General features: G+C 43.3%; 11 protein-coding genes. 7 read left to right on the plus strand and 4 right to left on the minus strand.

The genetic code is table 11. The annotated features are described in order from the left end of the window. Positions 1-210: 210 nt before the first annotated feature. The 4 genes from MUCPA_RS30705 to spt all read right to left on the minus strand — a co-directional run bounded on the left by MUCPA_RS30705 (position 211) and on the right by spt (position 4,947). Entirely contained in the window at positions 211-1,536 is a 1,326-nt protein-coding gene (locus tag MUCPA_RS30705; protein WP_008511837.1) for an inositol-3-phosphate synthase, read from the minus strand. Positions 1,537-1,635: 99 nt separating this feature from the next. Continuing rightward, positions 1,636-2,625, minus strand: a complete 990-nt coding sequence (locus tag MUCPA_RS30710) for an NAD-dependent epimerase/dehydratase family protein (RefSeq protein WP_008511838.1) — start codon at positions 2,623-2,625, stop codon at positions 1,636-1,638. Between the two features lies 1 nt (position 2,626). Continuing rightward, positions 2,627-3,745 carry a hypothetical protein gene (locus MUCPA_RS30715; RefSeq protein ID WP_008511839.1) on the minus strand — a complete coding sequence of 373 codons (1,119 nt, stop codon included), beginning with the start codon at positions 3,743-3,745 and terminating at the stop codon, positions 2,627-2,629. Beyond that, the gene (gene spt, locus MUCPA_RS30720) at positions 3,742-4,947 is read right to left on the minus strand and encodes a serine palmitoyltransferase (protein ID WP_008511840.1); all 1,206 of its coding nucleotides are present in this window, start codon (positions 4,945-4,947) and stop codon (positions 3,742-3,744) included. Before spt ends, MUCPA_RS30715 begins: the two co-directional genes overlap by 4 nt. 335 nt (positions 4,948-5,282) lie before the next feature. Between spt and MUCPA_RS30725 the strand changes: the two genes are divergently transcribed. The 7 genes from MUCPA_RS30725 (at position 5,283) to MUCPA_RS30755 (ending at position 16,614) form a co-directional block, all read left to right on the plus strand. Next, positions 5,283-6,617: a TolC family protein gene (locus MUCPA_RS30725; RefSeq protein ID WP_008511841.1), complete on the plus strand. Its 1,335-nt coding sequence runs from the start codon at positions 5,283-5,285 to the stop codon at positions 6,615-6,617. A 14-nt stretch (positions 6,618-6,631) separates the two neighbouring features. Beyond that, positions 6,632-7,762: an efflux RND transporter periplasmic adaptor subunit gene (locus MUCPA_RS30730; protein WP_008511842.1), complete on the plus strand. Its 1,131-nt coding sequence runs from the start codon at positions 6,632-6,634 to the stop codon at positions 7,760-7,762. Positions 7,763-7,777: 15 nt separating this feature from the next. Further along, on the plus strand, positions 7,778-10,966 hold the full coding sequence (locus tag MUCPA_RS30735) for an efflux RND transporter permease subunit (RefSeq protein ID WP_008511843.1): 3,189 nt from the start codon (positions 7,778-7,780) through the stop codon (positions 10,964-10,966). A 174-nt stretch (positions 10,967-11,140) separates the two neighbouring features. Further along, complete coding sequence (locus MUCPA_RS30740; RefSeq protein WP_008511845.1) at positions 11,141-13,642, plus strand: beta-galactosidase; 2,502 nt, start codon at positions 11,141-11,143, stop codon at positions 13,640-13,642. Between the two features lie 134 nt (positions 13,643-13,776). Next, positions 13,777-15,504 (plus strand): FAD/NAD(P)-binding protein, encoded by a 1,728-nt coding sequence (locus MUCPA_RS30745; RefSeq protein ID WP_008511847.1) that lies wholly within the window; start codon positions 13,777-13,779, stop codon positions 15,502-15,504. Further along, positions 15,482-16,060: a DUF1543 domain-containing protein gene (locus MUCPA_RS30750; protein WP_008511848.1), complete on the plus strand. Its 579-nt coding sequence runs from the start codon at positions 15,482-15,484 to the stop codon at positions 16,058-16,060. The genes MUCPA_RS30745 and MUCPA_RS30750 overlap by 23 nt, the downstream gene beginning before the upstream one ends. Beyond that, positions 16,057-16,614: a metal-dependent phosphohydrolase gene (locus MUCPA_RS30755; protein WP_008511850.1), complete on the plus strand. Its 558-nt coding sequence runs from the start codon at positions 16,057-16,059 to the stop codon at positions 16,612-16,614. The genes MUCPA_RS30750 and MUCPA_RS30755 overlap by 4 nt, the downstream gene beginning before the upstream one ends. The last annotated feature ends 25 nt before the right edge of the window (positions 16,615-16,639 follow it).

Below are 16,639 nucleotides of genomic sequence, written 5' to 3' on the forward strand. Positions count from 1 at the left end.
TCCAGATTGTGTTCACTTGCTCCCGGCGCCCTCAGCTGTGCGATGCTTTTTGCTTTAAATGCAATCAAAACACTAATAAAACTGCATATGTTAGTCGCAAATATTTAGGTTTTTGGCCCAATGTGCATCCGCATAAACTGTTTGCTTTATAACATACCGCGTTTAGAAACAAAGAGCCTGTTAATATAACAAGCTCTTTATTTCAGGCATTTACATCGATTCTACCAGTTCCTGATAATAATCAAGCCCTAAGTGCGTAATCAAATCTTCGCCCATCATATGGCGCAGCGTATTTTGTAATTTAATGAGTTGTTTAAAAATATCGTGCTCTGGTTTTAAACCGGGCGCGGTTTGCGGCGATTTTAAGTAGAATGATAACCATTCCTGTATACCGCTCATATCCGCACGTTTAGCCAGATCCATAAACAAAGCCAGATCCAAAACAATAGGCGCTGCCAGAATTGAATCGCGGCATAAGAAGTTGATCTTGATCTGCATCTCGTAGCCTAACCAGCCAAAGATGTCGATATTATCCCAGCTCTCTTTATTATCGCCACGGGGCGGATAATAATTGATGCGTACCTTATGGTACATATCGCCATACAGCTCGGGGTTTATTTCCGGTTGGAAAATCTCTTCCAGAACGCTCAGTTTTGATACTTCTTTAGTTTTAAAGTTATCGGGGTCATCTAATACCCAGCCATCGCGGTTGCCTAAAATATTGGTTGAAAACCAGCCTTTTACACCCAATGCCCGGGCAGTTAAGCCCGGAGCCAAAATAGTTTTCATTAAGGTTTGGCCGGTTTTAAAATCTTTACCTGCAATAGGGGTGTTGGTTAGTTTTGATAGCTCCACCAATGCAGGTATATCAACAGTAAGGTTAGGCGCGCCATTAGCAAAAGGGATTCCTAACTTTAATGCAGCATAAGCATAGATCATGCTGGGCGCAATACGCTCGTCGTTATTTTGCAGCGCCTGCTCAAAATTAGCCAGGTTTTGATGGATTTCCGATTCCTCGAAATAAATTTCGGTAGAGCCGCACCAAACCAATACCACGCGGTTTAAGTTGTGTTTTTCCTTAAAGTTTTCAATATCTGCAATAACCTGTTGTGCCAGGTCGTAGCGGGTAGTAAACTCCTTGATATGGGTACCTGTTAAGTTTTTAACATAGTTATGATCAAAGGCGGCCTTCATGGGTACGATGGCTTCCAATGGCTCTTTAACGGCATCTAACAGGTGCTGATCCAGCACCTTTGCGTTTGATGCTGCCTGGTATACGTTATCTGCATAAACATCCCATCCGCCAAATACAATGTCGTTCAGATCGGCCAGGGGGACAAAGTCTTTTATCTTGGGGTAGCGGTTATCCGTTCTTTTCCCTAAACGGATACTGCTCATCTGCGTCAATGAGCCTATCGGTTTTGAAATTCCTTTTTTTACAGCTTCAACCCCTGCAATGAGTGTTGTAGCAACAGCGCCTAAACCCGGAATCAGGATACCTAATTTTCCTTCGGCTGGTTCAATGTTAGTTTTCATTAGATATAAATTGTTTTTATAAGATTAAACTATCGTTTACATACCCTTGCGGATATCGGTAGTTCTATAGATGTGATATTAACTTTGTATTAATAAATATTAAAGCCAATTGTTTTTTTTGTACCATGCAAAGGTCGTTTCTAAACCCTTATTCAAGTCATACGCGGGTAAATAATTTAAATCGCGACTAATATTTTCTATGTCGCATATCCAGTTGGCTGCGTTTAGTTCGTCTAATTTTTCAATATTGAGCGCAGGGGTTTTGTTACTCCGGGCGTAAACCTTCTCGAGCACACCAGCTAAAACTTTGATTACTACAACGGGTAAATGTACTTTATATGTTTTTTTATTTAGAATTTGTTTCGTGAAGTCGGCAAGGGCATACCTGCTGTAGGCTTTGCCATCACTTACATTGTAGGTTTTGCCTGTAATAGGCGATTGGAGTGCTTTTACAGCTATATTGGCCAGGTCGCTAACATACACAAAGCTAAGGCGTTGCTCAATTTTGCCAATGTAAGGCTCAAAGCCCTTGCTAAACTGTTTTAAAATAATGTAAATTCCGGTATCCCTGGGGCCGTATACTGCCGTTGGCCTCAATGTAATCAGCGGGAGTTGGGGTATGCTAAGCAATTTTTGTTCAGCCAGTAATTTACTGCGCCCGTAAGCTGTTACGGGGCGGGGCGGGGTATCGTCCTCAATAATGCCGTTAATGGTTAACAACGGGCCAAGTGCAGCAAGGCTGCTTAAAAATACAAACTTTTTTAAAGGGATATTGGCCTGGCTTGCTGCCAGGGCCAGGTTGTAGGTGTATTGGGCGTTTATCCGGTTATAATCCTGCTGGGTTTTGGCGGCTGTTACACCCGCCGCATGGATAATGTAAGTATATTGCTTTTCTTCGAGTTCCTTTTTCAGCGCATCAACGTCTTCGAAATTGATGTCGGTATATTGGATATCAAACTCTTTAAGATGGTCGGTTTTGCTTGTATGTCTAACTGCTGCAAATATTTCAAGGTTGTTTATTAGGGCATGTTCAATTAAATGATATCCTACAAAACCACTTGCACCGGTTATTAAAACCCGTTCCTTCATATTAGATATCCTTCTCGTAGATGCGGTACTTTTTATAGGGATCGCCCTTGATGGCCATAATGGCTTCGTTAATCATGGTATTGTTTTCTAAGGTCCAACCGGCTTCAGCGTGCAAAAGGCCTTTTCTTTTATATTCTTTTATAATGCCGCCATACAAACAAGCCTCGATCCCCATTTTACGGTATCCGTCCACAACGCCCAGAGCATATATTCGTAAGCTTTTAATTTTTCGCCTGTTGAGCAAAAGTTTAAAAATACCTGTCGGAAACAAACGTCCCTTTTTAATTTTCTGAAAAATTTCGTTGTAATTGGGTAAAGCTAAACCAAAGCCAATCAGTTTACCGTTTTGCTCTGCTACCAAAACAAAATCAGGGTCGAGTATCAGTTTAAGATCCTTTGCCAGGTAATCAAACTCATCATCGGTCAGGGGCACAAAACCGCTGTTTTTGTCCCAGGCCGAATTGTAAACCTCGCGCAGTTTGGCCGCTTCTTCTTTAAAGTTTTTTAAATTTACTTTACGAATGATGATGTTGTTGCGCTTCAGCCTCTCGTGCAAGGCATTTAAAAGGCGAACTGACTTATCATCATAATTATCGCCATCCCAATGCCAGGCTATCAGGTCTATTTGTTTTGAGTACCCTGCCCGTTCAATTAATTGCGCGTAATAGGGGGCATTGTAGGTCATCATTAAAAAAGGAGCACTATCAAAGCCTTCTATTAATAAACCACAGGCTTCGTTGGTAGAAAAATTAACCGGACCTATTATTTTTTGATCAACCTTTCTGTCTTTTAACCATTGTGTGGCTGCGGCAAAAAGCTGGTTGGCCGTTTCCTGATCGTTGATGCAATCAAAAAAGCCCCAAAAACCATCGTTCCTTTTATTAAAGTTATTATGGTTATTGTTCAAAATGGCAGCTATGCGCCCTACAATCCTATCGCCATCATAAGCTAAAAAACATTGTAACGACGAATGCTTATGGAACGGATGGGTGGTTAACAGATCCCGTTGAGCAATAAAGAGTTCAGGGACATAGTTAGGATCGTTTTTATATAATTCGTGCGGAAAATCAATAAAAGAAGCCAACTCTTTTTTTGACTTTACCGGAACTATTTGTATCATATTTTCTCTTTAACAGTGCTTACACCAACAGTTTTAAATGCCTTTGACAACTTATCAACCGCTTCTTCTATCTGGCTGAAAGTGTGTGTAGCCATTAGCGAGAAACGAAGTAAAGATGAATCGGAAGGGACCGCTGGTGATACTACCGGGTTAACAAAAATCCCTTGTGATTGTAAAATGTTGGTAGTTTGGAAAGTTTTGGCGTTATCTCTTACATAAATAGGTAGTATCGGACTTTCGCTTGGGCCCATATCAAAACCTTCATCATTGAGCAACATTTTGGCGTAGTGCGTGTTTTTCCAAAGGTTTTCGATGTGATGGGGCTCGGTTTCAATAATATCCAGGGCGGCTATAACACTTGCAACAGAGGCCGGGGTCATGCTGGCGCTAAATATAAGCGAACGTGCTTTATGTTTGATATACTCGATGGTATCTTTATCAGCTGCAATAAAACCGCCTAACGAAGCAAACGACTTACTGAAGGTACCCATAATCAGGTCTACTTTATCCGTCATGCCAAAATGCGAAGCGGTGCCTGCTCCTTTATGGCCTATTACGCCTAAGCTATGCGCGTCGTCAACCATAATGTTGGCGCCAAACTCGTCGGCTATATCTGACAGTTCGGGTAGCTTTACAATATCGCCTTCCATACTGAAAATCCCGTCAACTGCAATCAGTTTAACGGCTTCATCGGGCAGGTTTTTTAATTTTTGGCGTAAATCGTCCATATCGTTGTGGGCGAATTTAATAACGCGAGAAAACGACAGGCGGCTACCGTCAATTATAGAAGCATGATCATACTCATCTAATATCAAATAATCGTTACGGCCGGTGATGCACGATAATACGCCCAAATTTACCTGGAAACCCGTACTGAAAATTACAGCAGCCTCTTTACCTACATATTTGGCAAGCCTGTTTTCAAGCTCGATATGGATATCAAGTGTGCCGTTTAAAAATCTTGAACCAGCACAGCCAGTGCCATATTTATCAATCGCTCTTTTAGATGCTTCTTTGATTTTAGGGTGATTTGTTAAGCCCAGGTACGAATTGGACCCGAACATTAAAACACGCTTACCATCAATAATTACTTCCGTATCCTGACCTGACTCAATAGGCCTGAAGTACGGATACAATCCTGCTTCTTTAATCGAAGTTGCATCTTGAAATTGAGCAACTTTTTCATGTAGTCTTTTACCCATGTATGTTAACCCTACTTAAAATTTTTGTAAAAATACCACGAAAATCCTAATATCCCGCTCGTTGCTTTATAATTTTTTAACATTACATTGTTTCGGCTCGTATTTTCGGATGACAAATTAATCGCTTTTATTGCTAATAATAAAAACCAAAATGATCTTTTTACTTTAATATAACGATACGGTTATAAAGCGGGGCCGGAAAAAAATGTATTTGTAATAATGCTGTCACAACAAACGCTCTGGCATGACGTATTAGTAATTTTTTGACCAAATTGGTAAAAAAATCTAAATTAATGAATTTAATTTGTGAATTAAATGAAGTGCCCTAAAAACTTATGAAAAAATCCTTTTACCAGATTTTAGCCATTATATCAAGCTGTTTTTTATCAACCTCTTTGTTTGCGCAAGTAAAATCCGACACATCTTCACTATCAACAGTGTCATTACAGCAATGTATAGGCTTTGCTCTCCGCAATCAGCCAGTAACCAGGCAAGCCAGTTTAGACGAGCAAATTAACGAACGAAACATAGGTATAGCCCTTGCAGATTGGCTTCCGCAGGTTAGCGCTACAGGCAATGCGCAGCATTACTTTCAAATGCCGGTTACTTATTTTAATAACAACTTTGTAACATCGGGTGCCCAAAACTCATCCACTTTATCCTTACAAGCCAATCAGGTTATTTACAATAGTACAGTAGCGCTGGCAGCCCGCACCTCTAAATACAGCCGCGAGTACTACAAGGAGAATACCTTAAGCAGCCAGATCAATGTGGTATCTGATGTGAGTAAGGCCTTTTATGATGTGCTGCTATCGCAAAAGCAATTATCCATTATTAACGAGGATATCATACGCCTGCAACGCAGTTTAAAAGATGCTTACGCACAATATCAAGGCGGCATAGTTGATAAAATAGACTACAAGCAGGCTACCATTGCTTTAAATAATGAGCTGTCCAGCCGCAAGCAGTCGGAGGAGGCTATTCACAGCAAAATTGCTTATTTGAAACAAATAATGGGCTTCGCTCCCGAAAAGCCCATGCAGCTGGCCTATGATTCTACCCAGTTAGAGCGGGAAACGCTAATAGATACCAACCAGGTTTTAGATGTAAACAACCGCATCGAATACAAATTGTTATCAACCCAAAAAACATTGCAAAATTTAAATGTGGACTATTATAAATGGAACTTTTTGCCATCGGTATCTGCCTTTGGTAACTATAACCTGGCTTACTTTAACCCTCATCTGCAAGATTTGTACACCCGCTCGTTCCCCAACTCATTGGTAGGCTTAAATTTTTCGATCCCTATTTTCCAGGGAACCAAGCGCCTCCAGAATTTAAGTAAAGCTAAATTACAGGTTGAGCGTGCCGATCTGGACCTCATCAATACCCGCAACGTTATCAGTACGCAGTATACGCAGGCTTTGGCAGGTTATAAAAGCAACTACAACGAGTATAAAATACTAAAGCAAAATGTTGAATTAGCTAAGGATGTATATAATGTAGTGAGCCTGCAATACCGCGAAGGCATCAAAACTTATTTAAATGTAATTAACGCACAATCAGATCTGCGTACATCGGAGCTTAATTACTATAATGCTTTATTTAACGTGCTATCAACCAAAATAGACTTACAAAAATCACTCGGAACACTTTCTATCCAATATTAATACAATACTTAGCTATGAACAAAAGATACGTTTATTTAATAGGCCCTGTAGCATTGCTGGCGTGGGTATCGTGCAAGCAACCGGCAAAGCAAAATGCCGCTTTGCCGCCAACAGCTGTTAATGTTGTAGCCGCAGAAAAAGCAAGCGCTATATATTATGATCAATATCCCGGTACTGTTATAGCTTTAAACAGTGTTGAATTGCGATCGCAAGTGGCGGGCTACCTCACCGGAATATTTTTTAAAGAAGGTGACGTGGTTGAAAAGGGAAAACCTCTTTACGAAATTGACCGCAGAAAATACCAGTCAGCTTACTTGCAGGCTCAGGCTAATTTGAGCAGTGCCGAGGCCAGTTTGGTAAGGTCGCAAAAGGATGCCGACCGTTATAACCAGCTTTTAAAGCAGGATGCGGTTGCCAAACAACTGGTTGATAATGCAGTAGCCACCCTGGCCAGCAGCAAAAGCCAGGTTGAATCGGCAAGGGCCGGTGTGGTATCGGCCAAAACCGATCTGGATTACTCGCTTATCAGAGCACCTTTTACTGGTAGGATAGGCATATCCCAGGTTAAATTAGGCGCGCAGATTAGTACAGGAACAACTTTATTAAACACCATATCCAGTGAAGACCCAATAGCGGTTGATTTTGTTGTGGACGAAAAAGATATTTCAAGATTCTCATCCATGGAAGGCAAAACAGTAGGCAAGGCCGATTCTACTTTTATGTTGGCTTTGTCTGACGGTACCTTGTACCAACAGCCCGGTAAAATATTGGTGGTTGACAGGGGGGTAGATAACCAGTCGGGAACGATTAAGGTGCGGATCCAGTTTCCTAACCCTAAAAAGCAGTTGATAACCGGCATGAGCTGCGTTTTAAAGGTATTGAACCAGCAATCGGGCGTACAGGTTTTAGTACCTTACAAGGCCATTACCGAGCAAATGGGCGAGTTTTTTGTATTTGTATCGCAAGATACGATAGCCAAGCAACATAAAGTGCAGGTAGGGCCGCGTGTAGGTAATAAGATAGTGATATTGAGCGGGGTTAAAGAAGGCGATAAAATAGTTACCGAAGGTTTGAACCGCTTGCGCGATGGTGGCAAAATACAAATAGGTGCGCCTGCTCAACAGACGCAGGGTCAACAGAAATAATTTAAGAAGCTAAGGATGATTGCAGAAACTTTTATAAAAAGGCCCGTAACAGCTATTGTAATATCGATAGTTATTGTGATAGTGGGTATACTGTCTATTACCAGTTTACCCATTGGCCAGTATCCCGAAATTACGCCTCCAACGGTACAAATAACCGGTACTTATACCGGTGCAGATGCTCAAACGGTTGAGCAAACCGTGGCAACCCCTGTGGAGGTGCAGGTAAACGGTACACCCGGCATGACTTACCTTACCAGTAACAGCACGGCCAATGGTGCCATGAGCATGACAGCCAATTTTGAAGTTGGTACCGATATTAATAACGCTACGCTGGATGTACAAAACAGGGTAAGTATTGCGCAGCCAACTTTACCGCAAGAGGTACAACGTTTGGGTATCACAGTTAAAAAACGGAATCCAAGCATTTTAATGCTGGTAGCTCTGTATTCGCCCAAGGGTACACATACCGTGCCCTTTGTTGATAACTACACCAACGTTTTTGTGCGCGATGCCCTTTTAAGAACAAAAGGTGTGGGCGATATTGTTAGCCGTGCCGATGATTTTAGTATGCGGATTTGGCTGAAGCCGGATAAACTGGCCGCTTTAGGCATTACTGCCGCCCAGGTTACTGCCGCCCTGCAAGAGCAAAACGCGCAGATAGCCGCTGGTACAGTAGGTGCGCCGCCACAAAAAAATGCGCAAACATTTGAGTATACTGTGTATGTAAAGGGCCGCCTTGTGGAACCTGAAGAGTTTGAAAACGTAATTGTTAAAACAAACCCTGCAACTGGTACGGTAGTTTACTTAAAGGATGTGGCCCGCGTTCAATTAGGCAAATTTAATTATTCGGGTAACTCTTATGTTGATGGTAAAAATGCCTCGTACCTGTTGGTTTACCAGGCGCCGGGCAGTAACGCTATTGAAACAGCCAACGGAGTTTACGCTACCATGAACGAGCTTAAAAAACAATTTCCGGCGGATGTGGATTATGTGGTTCCATTTGAATCGGTTACTGTGGTTAAGGTATCGGTAAGCGAGGTGATTGAAACCTTGCTTATTGCGCTGGCGCTGGTAATTGTGGTGGTATTCCTTTTCCTGCAAAGCTGGAGGGCAACCCTCATTCCCGTTCTGGCTATCCCGGTATCCATCATCGGTACGTTTATATTTTTTATCCCCTTAGGCTTTACCATTAATACCTTAACCCTATTTGGTTTTGTATTAGCTATCGGTATTGTGGTGGATGATGCCATTGTGGTAGTTGAGGCCGTGCAACATTATATCGACGAAAAGGGAATGTCGCCGCAGGAAGCTACCGTACATGCCATGCGCGATATATCCGCCCCGGTTATAGCTATCGCGCTCATCTTAGCCGCGGTGTTTGTTCCGGTGGGTTTTATACCTGGTATAGTTGGGCGTTTATATCAACAATTTGCTATCACCATTGCCATATCGGTAATGATATCTGCTTTTGTGGCGCTTTCTTTAACGCCGGCTTTGTGTACCATGATATTGAAACCGATGAAGCTTGACGAATCGTCAACAGGGCTCAATAAATTTTTCTTTAAGTTTAACGCCTGGTTTGGCAACGTAACCAATAAATATCAAAACGGAGTTGGCCGAAGCATTAAAAACTCGAAGTTTGTAGTGGTCATCCTCATTTGTATCATTGTGGGAGCTATATTGCTGTTTAAAAATAAACCTGCAGGCTTTATCCCTACTGAAGATGACGGACGGATCTACATCACCTTTGATTTACCCGAAGCATCTTCAACGGAGCGTACCGTTAACGTCATTCATAAAATGATGGCGATACTGGATAGCGTACCCGCTATACAGCACTATGCAGCTTTGGGCGGCCTGAACGTGGTATCGTTTGCTACAAAATCAAATAGCGGTACTTTGTTTTGCCAGCTTAAACCCTGGGATGATAGAAAGGACAAAAAAGATCAGCTGTTTGGCCTGGTTGCCATGTTACAGCAAAAGCTTTCTACCTCCATCAAAGAAGCTAACGTGATTGTTATACCACCACCACCCATACCCGGTTTGGGTAGTACGGCTGGGTTTGCATTCAACCTGCAGCAAAGGGAAACAGGCGACATTAAAACATTTGAAAAAGTAGTTCAAACATTTATTGGCGAGGTAAACAAGCGGCCCGAAATTGCCAAAGCATTTTCGTTTTTTACCGCACGTACGCCCGGCTACCAGTTAACCATTGATCGCGAAAAATGTAAAAAGCTGGGTGTTAGCATATCCGATGTGGGTAACGCTTTGCAAACCTACCTGGGTAGCGCTTACGTAAACGATTTTACCATTTACGGGCGTAACTTCCGCGTGGTGGAGCAGGCTGATACCAATTACAGGGGCGATATTAAAAACCTGAACCAGTTTTTTGTGCGTAACCAAGGCGGTACAATGGTGCCGTTAAGTACGTTAACAAGTTATAAGGTAACCGAGAGCGCACCGTTGATATCGCACTTTAACCTGTTCCGCTCAACCGAAATTGATGGTAATGCGGCCCCCGGATACAGTAGCGGCGATGCCCTGAATGCCTTGAAAGAGGTGGCGGCTAAAACACTGCCGCAAGGCTATGGATACGAGTTTTCTGGTTTAAGCCGCGAAGAGATCCTGTCGGGATCAAAAACGGTTTATATTTTTATCCTTTCGCTCATGTTCGTATTCCTCTTTCTGGCTGCCCTTTATGAAAGCTGGTCGGTACCTTTCTCGGTATTGCTGGCCGTACCGTTGGGGGCCTTCGGCGCAATTTTGGTGCTCTCGCTGCAACCATCGCTTACCAATAACGTATATGCACAAATTGGTTTAATTACGCTGATAGGTTTGGCTGCTAAAAATGCCATTCTGATTGTGGAGTTTGCCAAGGAGCGTGTTGACCGGGGGATGGAGGTTGTTAAAGCGACACTGGAAGCAGTACACCTTCGCCTCAGGCCCATCATCATGACATCCATGGCCTTTATATTAGGCGTATTGCCCTTGGCCTTTTCATCGGGCGCAGGTGCCGAAGCGCGTAAAACTATCGGCTGGACGGTTTTAGGCGGGATGATCTCGGCCACTTTCCTGGCTATATTTATCGTGCCGGTGCTTTATGTAATTATTACCAAATTTGCTTACGGTTCAAAAAAACTGGCCGAAATGCAAGCTAATTACAAACCCGACCCCGAGCACGATGAAATTAAGGGTATAGAATAAAACAAATAAAAAGTACATTGAAACCCCTGGCTCAACTGAGTTCAGGGGTTTTTTATTGGTGGCGCGGAGGGCAGCGCGGTAGTATTAACAAAAACTGATTGACAGTTTAAGGATAGTTCATGACAGTGAAATAATTTTATAATTCTATTTTGCGCTGTAAACCTCGCTCCAACCATGTTATCATCTGTAATTAAAGTCGCTCTGGCGGGCATTTTTTTTGTTATACCTCTGTTTAAATGCAACGGGCAGTCCCTTGCCGAAGAGCATACCATTGTATTAGGTAAAGATGTTGGTTTAATTGAAAACCAGCATTTTAAACAAGGGACTAATAAAAACCCGGAGGGTGTAGTGCTTGATTTGAATAATTATTACCTGCGCATGGGCGGTAAACCCGTTTTACCCGTAATGGGCGAGATCCATTATTCGCGCTATCCAAAAGCCGAGTGGGAGCAGGCTTTATTACAGATGAAGGCCGCAGGAATTAACGTAATAGCCTTTTACGATTTTTGGATTCACCATGAGCAGGAAGAAGGACGTTTTCGGTTTGATGATAACCTGGATGTACGTTATTTTATCCAGTTGTGCGCCAAGCATGGCTTGTTAGCTATAGCGCGTGTTGGCCCCTGGGCGCACGGCGAAGCCCGCAACGGCGGCATGCCCGATTGGTTTGTGAAAAAGAAAATGAAAAGCGGTTTTGACCGGGTTACTAAAAATGGCAGTGTAGAGCCCGAAGTTGAAACCTGGTACAAAGCACTCGCCAAACAATTTGACGGCCTGTATTATAAAAACGGCGGCCCACTGATTGGCGTGCAGCTGGATAACGAAATGCGCAGCAATGGGCCCGGCAGTGCAGGTTATGAGTACCTTACATCCCTCAAAAAATTAGCCGTTAAATGCGGTATGGATGTTCCGCTGTATGTGGTAACCGGCTGGCCCGGTCCGCAGGTGCCCGAAGATGAAGTGATGCCCTTATGGGGAGGATACCCCGATGCCCCCTGGACACAGAACACCAAGGATTTGCCACCCAACAATATCTACACTTTTACAGCCGACCGGAAAGATAAAAACATTGGTAACGATGTGCTGAACTACCAGGCAGGCACGGTAAGTACACCTGTATATCGCCATCCTTTTTTAACGGTTGAGCTGGGTGGAGGCATGCAGGTAACCTACCACCGCAGGCCTACGCTGCTGGGCGGCGATCTGCTGGCTTTGGATTATACCCGCTTGGGCGTGGGTGCCAATATGCTGGGGTATTACGTTTTTCATGGTACGCAGCATCCTTTAAGCTGGAACAAGGAATATCCAACCCAGGAGTCTAAGTCAACCATTTACCCTTACCCCAATGACTATCCGATGATATCGTACGACTTTGAGTCGCCTATCACCGAATGGGGATTCATACGCGACTACTATCATGATTTTAAGCTCCTTCATCAGTTTATCAATAGCTACGGCAGCAACCTGTCGCCCATGGCAGCCCGTATTCCGGCCGATAATCCGGCAAAGGCTAATGATATGCAAAGCCTGCGCTACACCGTGAGGAGTAAGGATGGGGCCGGGTATATTTTTTTTAACAACTATGTGCGCCATTTTGATATGGCTAACCACCCCAACGTAGTATTCAATATCAAAACCGAAGACGGAACTATCCGCATTCCCGAAAAGGGAGGCTTAAACATCCGCAACAAAATATATGGCATTATGCCTTTCAATTACAACATGGATGGCGTGGTGCTGCAATATGCCACGGCACATCCATGCGCCATACTCGATAATAAAAGTAAAGTGTATTGCTATTACGCCATGGATGGCATTGCACCCGAGTTTAAATTTGAAAACAAAAACATCAAAGCTTTTAAAACTACGGGCAGGCAAATTCAATCGGGCAATTATACCTTGGTACAAAACCTTACGCCGGGCGAAAATTGTATAATTGATGTGACTACCAATACCGGCAACACCTTCCGCATATTGTTATTAAGCAAAAACCAGGCAAGGTATTCTTATGTGTTTGATATCAAAGGCGTCCAAACTATGCTGCTCACATCCAATATGGCTTATTATGATGAGGTGAAAGATTCGTTAACCATCAGATCAACCGGGGATGCCAACTTTACTTTTGATGCTTACCCGGCTATCAAGCCTAAAAATAACGATATTAAGGCAAGCGGAACTGCCGGTATTTTTGCTCATTACCAGGTAAGCCTGCCACAATGGGCTCCGGTTAACGTTGCCTTTAAGCAGCTATCAAACAATCGGGATTTTAAAAAGTATTGTGATTCTCTGGATGGTAAAACGCCGTTGGGGCCTACTTATCAAATCAATTATAACCCCGGCTTGCCTTATAAAGCTTACAGTATTGCTATGCCACCCGTAATCCCTCCCCATGTTCAGGATGTTTTGCTTGAGTTTGATTATAAAGGCAATACAGCCCAACTATATGCCGGTGGAACCATCATAGCCGACGATTATTACGCCGGAACCACCATGCCCTATAGCTTAAGGAGGCGCCAGGACTTACTGGGCAAAAAGCCATTTGTTTTGCAAATTACGCCTTTACTCCAAGCTTACCAGATTCATTTTGAACCGGGTACCGATGTAGCGTTTGCCAAAGATATTCATGCCGAATTGAAGGCAATCAAATTGAAACCGGTATACCAGGTAGTTTTTTAGCAGGTTGAAGGGGGCGAAGTAAAAATGCAATATCGTTTTATTCCTTCGTCAACCACTAAATCATCTCACCGGCAAACACTTGCCCTTGCAAATTGTTGATGCGTAGAATCTATCAATAAGGGGGGGCTCAATAATTGAAAAATACAAAACGAATAGCCATTTTAGGCGGTGGGCCAAGTGGCCTTTTTATGTTCAAAAGGTGGGTGGATGCTAACAGAAGCGATATTAGTGTAGATGTTTTTGAACGCAAAAAGCGATTAGGCGCCGGGATGCCCTATAGTGCCGAAGGAGCTAATGATGAGCATATTACTAATGTTTCTGGCAATGAGATTCCTTTGTTGGTTACCTCGCTGGCAGACTGGATCACGACGGTACCTAAAGACACGCTGGATAAATTCCATATCGATCCAAAGCATTTTAACGACTATAAAGTATTACCGCGCCTGTTATTTGGCCAATACCTTACCGCCCAGTTTGATCTGTTGCAAAAGCAGGCCAGGGAAGCCGGGCTGGAATACCGGGTACACTATAACAGCCCTGTTACCGATATTATAGACGATGCCGCTAACGAACGAGTTTTTGTGGAGGTAAACGGCGAGGAACGTTTTGAGTTTGACCGCGTAATTGTTTGCACCGGGCATAACTGGCCTGTTAAAAACGAGGGTATTGTACCTCACTATTTTGATTCGCCCTACCCGCCGGTAAAACTGGCCCTTAAACTTGATCATGCTGTGGCAATTAAGGGCTCTTCGTTAACGGCAGTTGATGCCATACGTACCCTGGCCCGCCATAACGGAAGTTTCGGGAAGCACCAAAACGGCCAGGTGATATACCACCTGCACCCTGATAGCGCTAATTTTAAAATTGTATTGCATACCCGTAACGGCATGTTGCCTGCCGTAAGGTTTCACCTTGATAATTCGCACCTGGTTAATACGTCATTGTTAAGCAAGGACGAAATTGCCAAACACATTGCAGCCAACAATGGATTTTTATCGCTGGATTATATCTTCGAAAAAGATTTTAAACTGCCCATTCGCGAAAAAGAGCCGGAGTTTTACGACAAGATCAAAGACCTTGGCCTGGAAGATTTTGTATCTGCCATGCTTGAGCTGCGTGAGCATCTGGATCCGTTCCAATTATTAAAAGCCGAGTATGCAGAAGCCGAAAAATCAATTAAGCGCAAACAATCCATCTATTGGAAAGAAATGTTGGGCGTGTTAAGTTTCGCATTAAACTACCCGGCAAAGCACCTCTCGGCCGAGGATATGCAGAGGTTGCAGAAGTCGCTTACGCCTTTAATATCAATTGTAATAGCCTACATTCCGCAAAGCTCGAGCGAAGAGTTGCTGGCCCTTCATTCTGCTGGCGTATTAAGCCTTATTTCTGTTGGGGATGATAGTTGGGTAGAGGCAGAGCCTAAGGGCGGTGCCACTTACCATTACACCAACGAAGCCGGCCAGCAGTCTGTTCACTTTAATACCTATATTGATTGTGTGGGTCAGCCGCGACTTGACTTTAACGATCTTCCGTTTAAAAGCTTGATAAACAACAGAACCGTTACACCCGCCCGGCTCAAATTCCGCTCGGCAGAAGAAGCGACTAAAGCCCTGGCAGAAGGGAAGGATGTTTTACAGGATGCTAACGGCGATTACTATCTGAAGGTTTCGGGCATTGCCATCAATGATCGTTTCCAAACGGTGGATGCCTATGGCGCTTACAACGAAAGGATTTATGTGATGGCTGTACCTTATATAGGGGGCTATAATCCTGATTATTCCGGTCTTGATTTCAGTGAAGAAGCCTCATCCATTATCATTAAAAACGTATTAGCCGAAGATGTATATTCAACCGTTAACTGAGCTTAAATTATTTATGGTTTTGCTGGGCTCAAAAGCGCCGCATAGAAATGTGGAACAGCATGATTACTTTTTTGGCATTGCCCGTACTTTGAAGGAGCTGGTACCCGCCATGCGCTCATTTTGGCCAGAGGCCGGTAACAGCATCCATGTTGACGGATGGCGCGAAATAAATCAGGTTGATGGCTACAGCATTAGCATAGTTTTAAAGCAGGATAATTTACCGCCAACGCCAAAAAAGTTGTTTTTTATTAACCTGGGCGGCTATCAGTCCAATAAACTGGAAGAACAGCACTATACTGTTTTAAGCGTTAAGGATGATCGTACAAAAGCTATCCAGCACGCCAGGAAAACAACATTTTTTAAAACTAATACCATCAAAGGAGCCGGTTCGCATATTGATGAAAAGTATGGTATCGATGTCGACGATATTTACCGCATAGAAGATATTCTTGCTGCTGAGCTCAAAGAGAAGTACCATATTTTAATTAGCCCGGCTGATGATGTGCAAGAAGATCAGATTTATTTAGGCTATCTTAAACTGGATAAAATTAAATGAGCAGAACGGAGCAACTGGCGCATTGGGTTGAGTTGAACCATACCGGGCAGATAAAAAGGTATACCGGCCAACCCGTGTTTAGCCATTTGGCAACTGTTGCCGAAATGGCAAAACCGGTAGTTTTTATGGGCTATGAAATTGGCCTGTGTCACGATCTGCTGGAAGACACAGATACCACTGCTAACCAGTTGGTAGAAACGCTAACAGGTTTTGGATATGGCATTGCCGAGGCACGCTATATTGCCGACAGCGTAACAGAGCTTACAGATGTATACGTACCGTCGGCCTATCCGCATCTGGGCAAAAAGGCCCGTAAAGAAAAAGAAGCCATACGCCTGCAAACCATCAGCGCAGCTGCCCAAACTATTAAGTATTGCGACCTGATTGACAATATGCAGGTAGTGATACAGTATGAAGAAAGGCAGGTGGTTGCCGAATACCTGCGAAAAAAGAAATTACTTATTGAAAGTATGGTTAAAGGTGATGAGCGTTTACGCCACATGGCGCTGCAAGTGATTAAAAAAGCGCGCCCAGCGGCATCCCCAAAAACTTAAACTTAATTGCAAACAATTATTGGTT

It is taken from the genome of Mucilaginibacter paludis DSM 18603 (assembly GCF_000166195.2).
GTDB classification, from domain to species: domain Bacteria; phylum Bacteroidota; class Bacteroidia; order Sphingobacteriales; family Sphingobacteriaceae; genus Mucilaginibacter; species Mucilaginibacter paludis.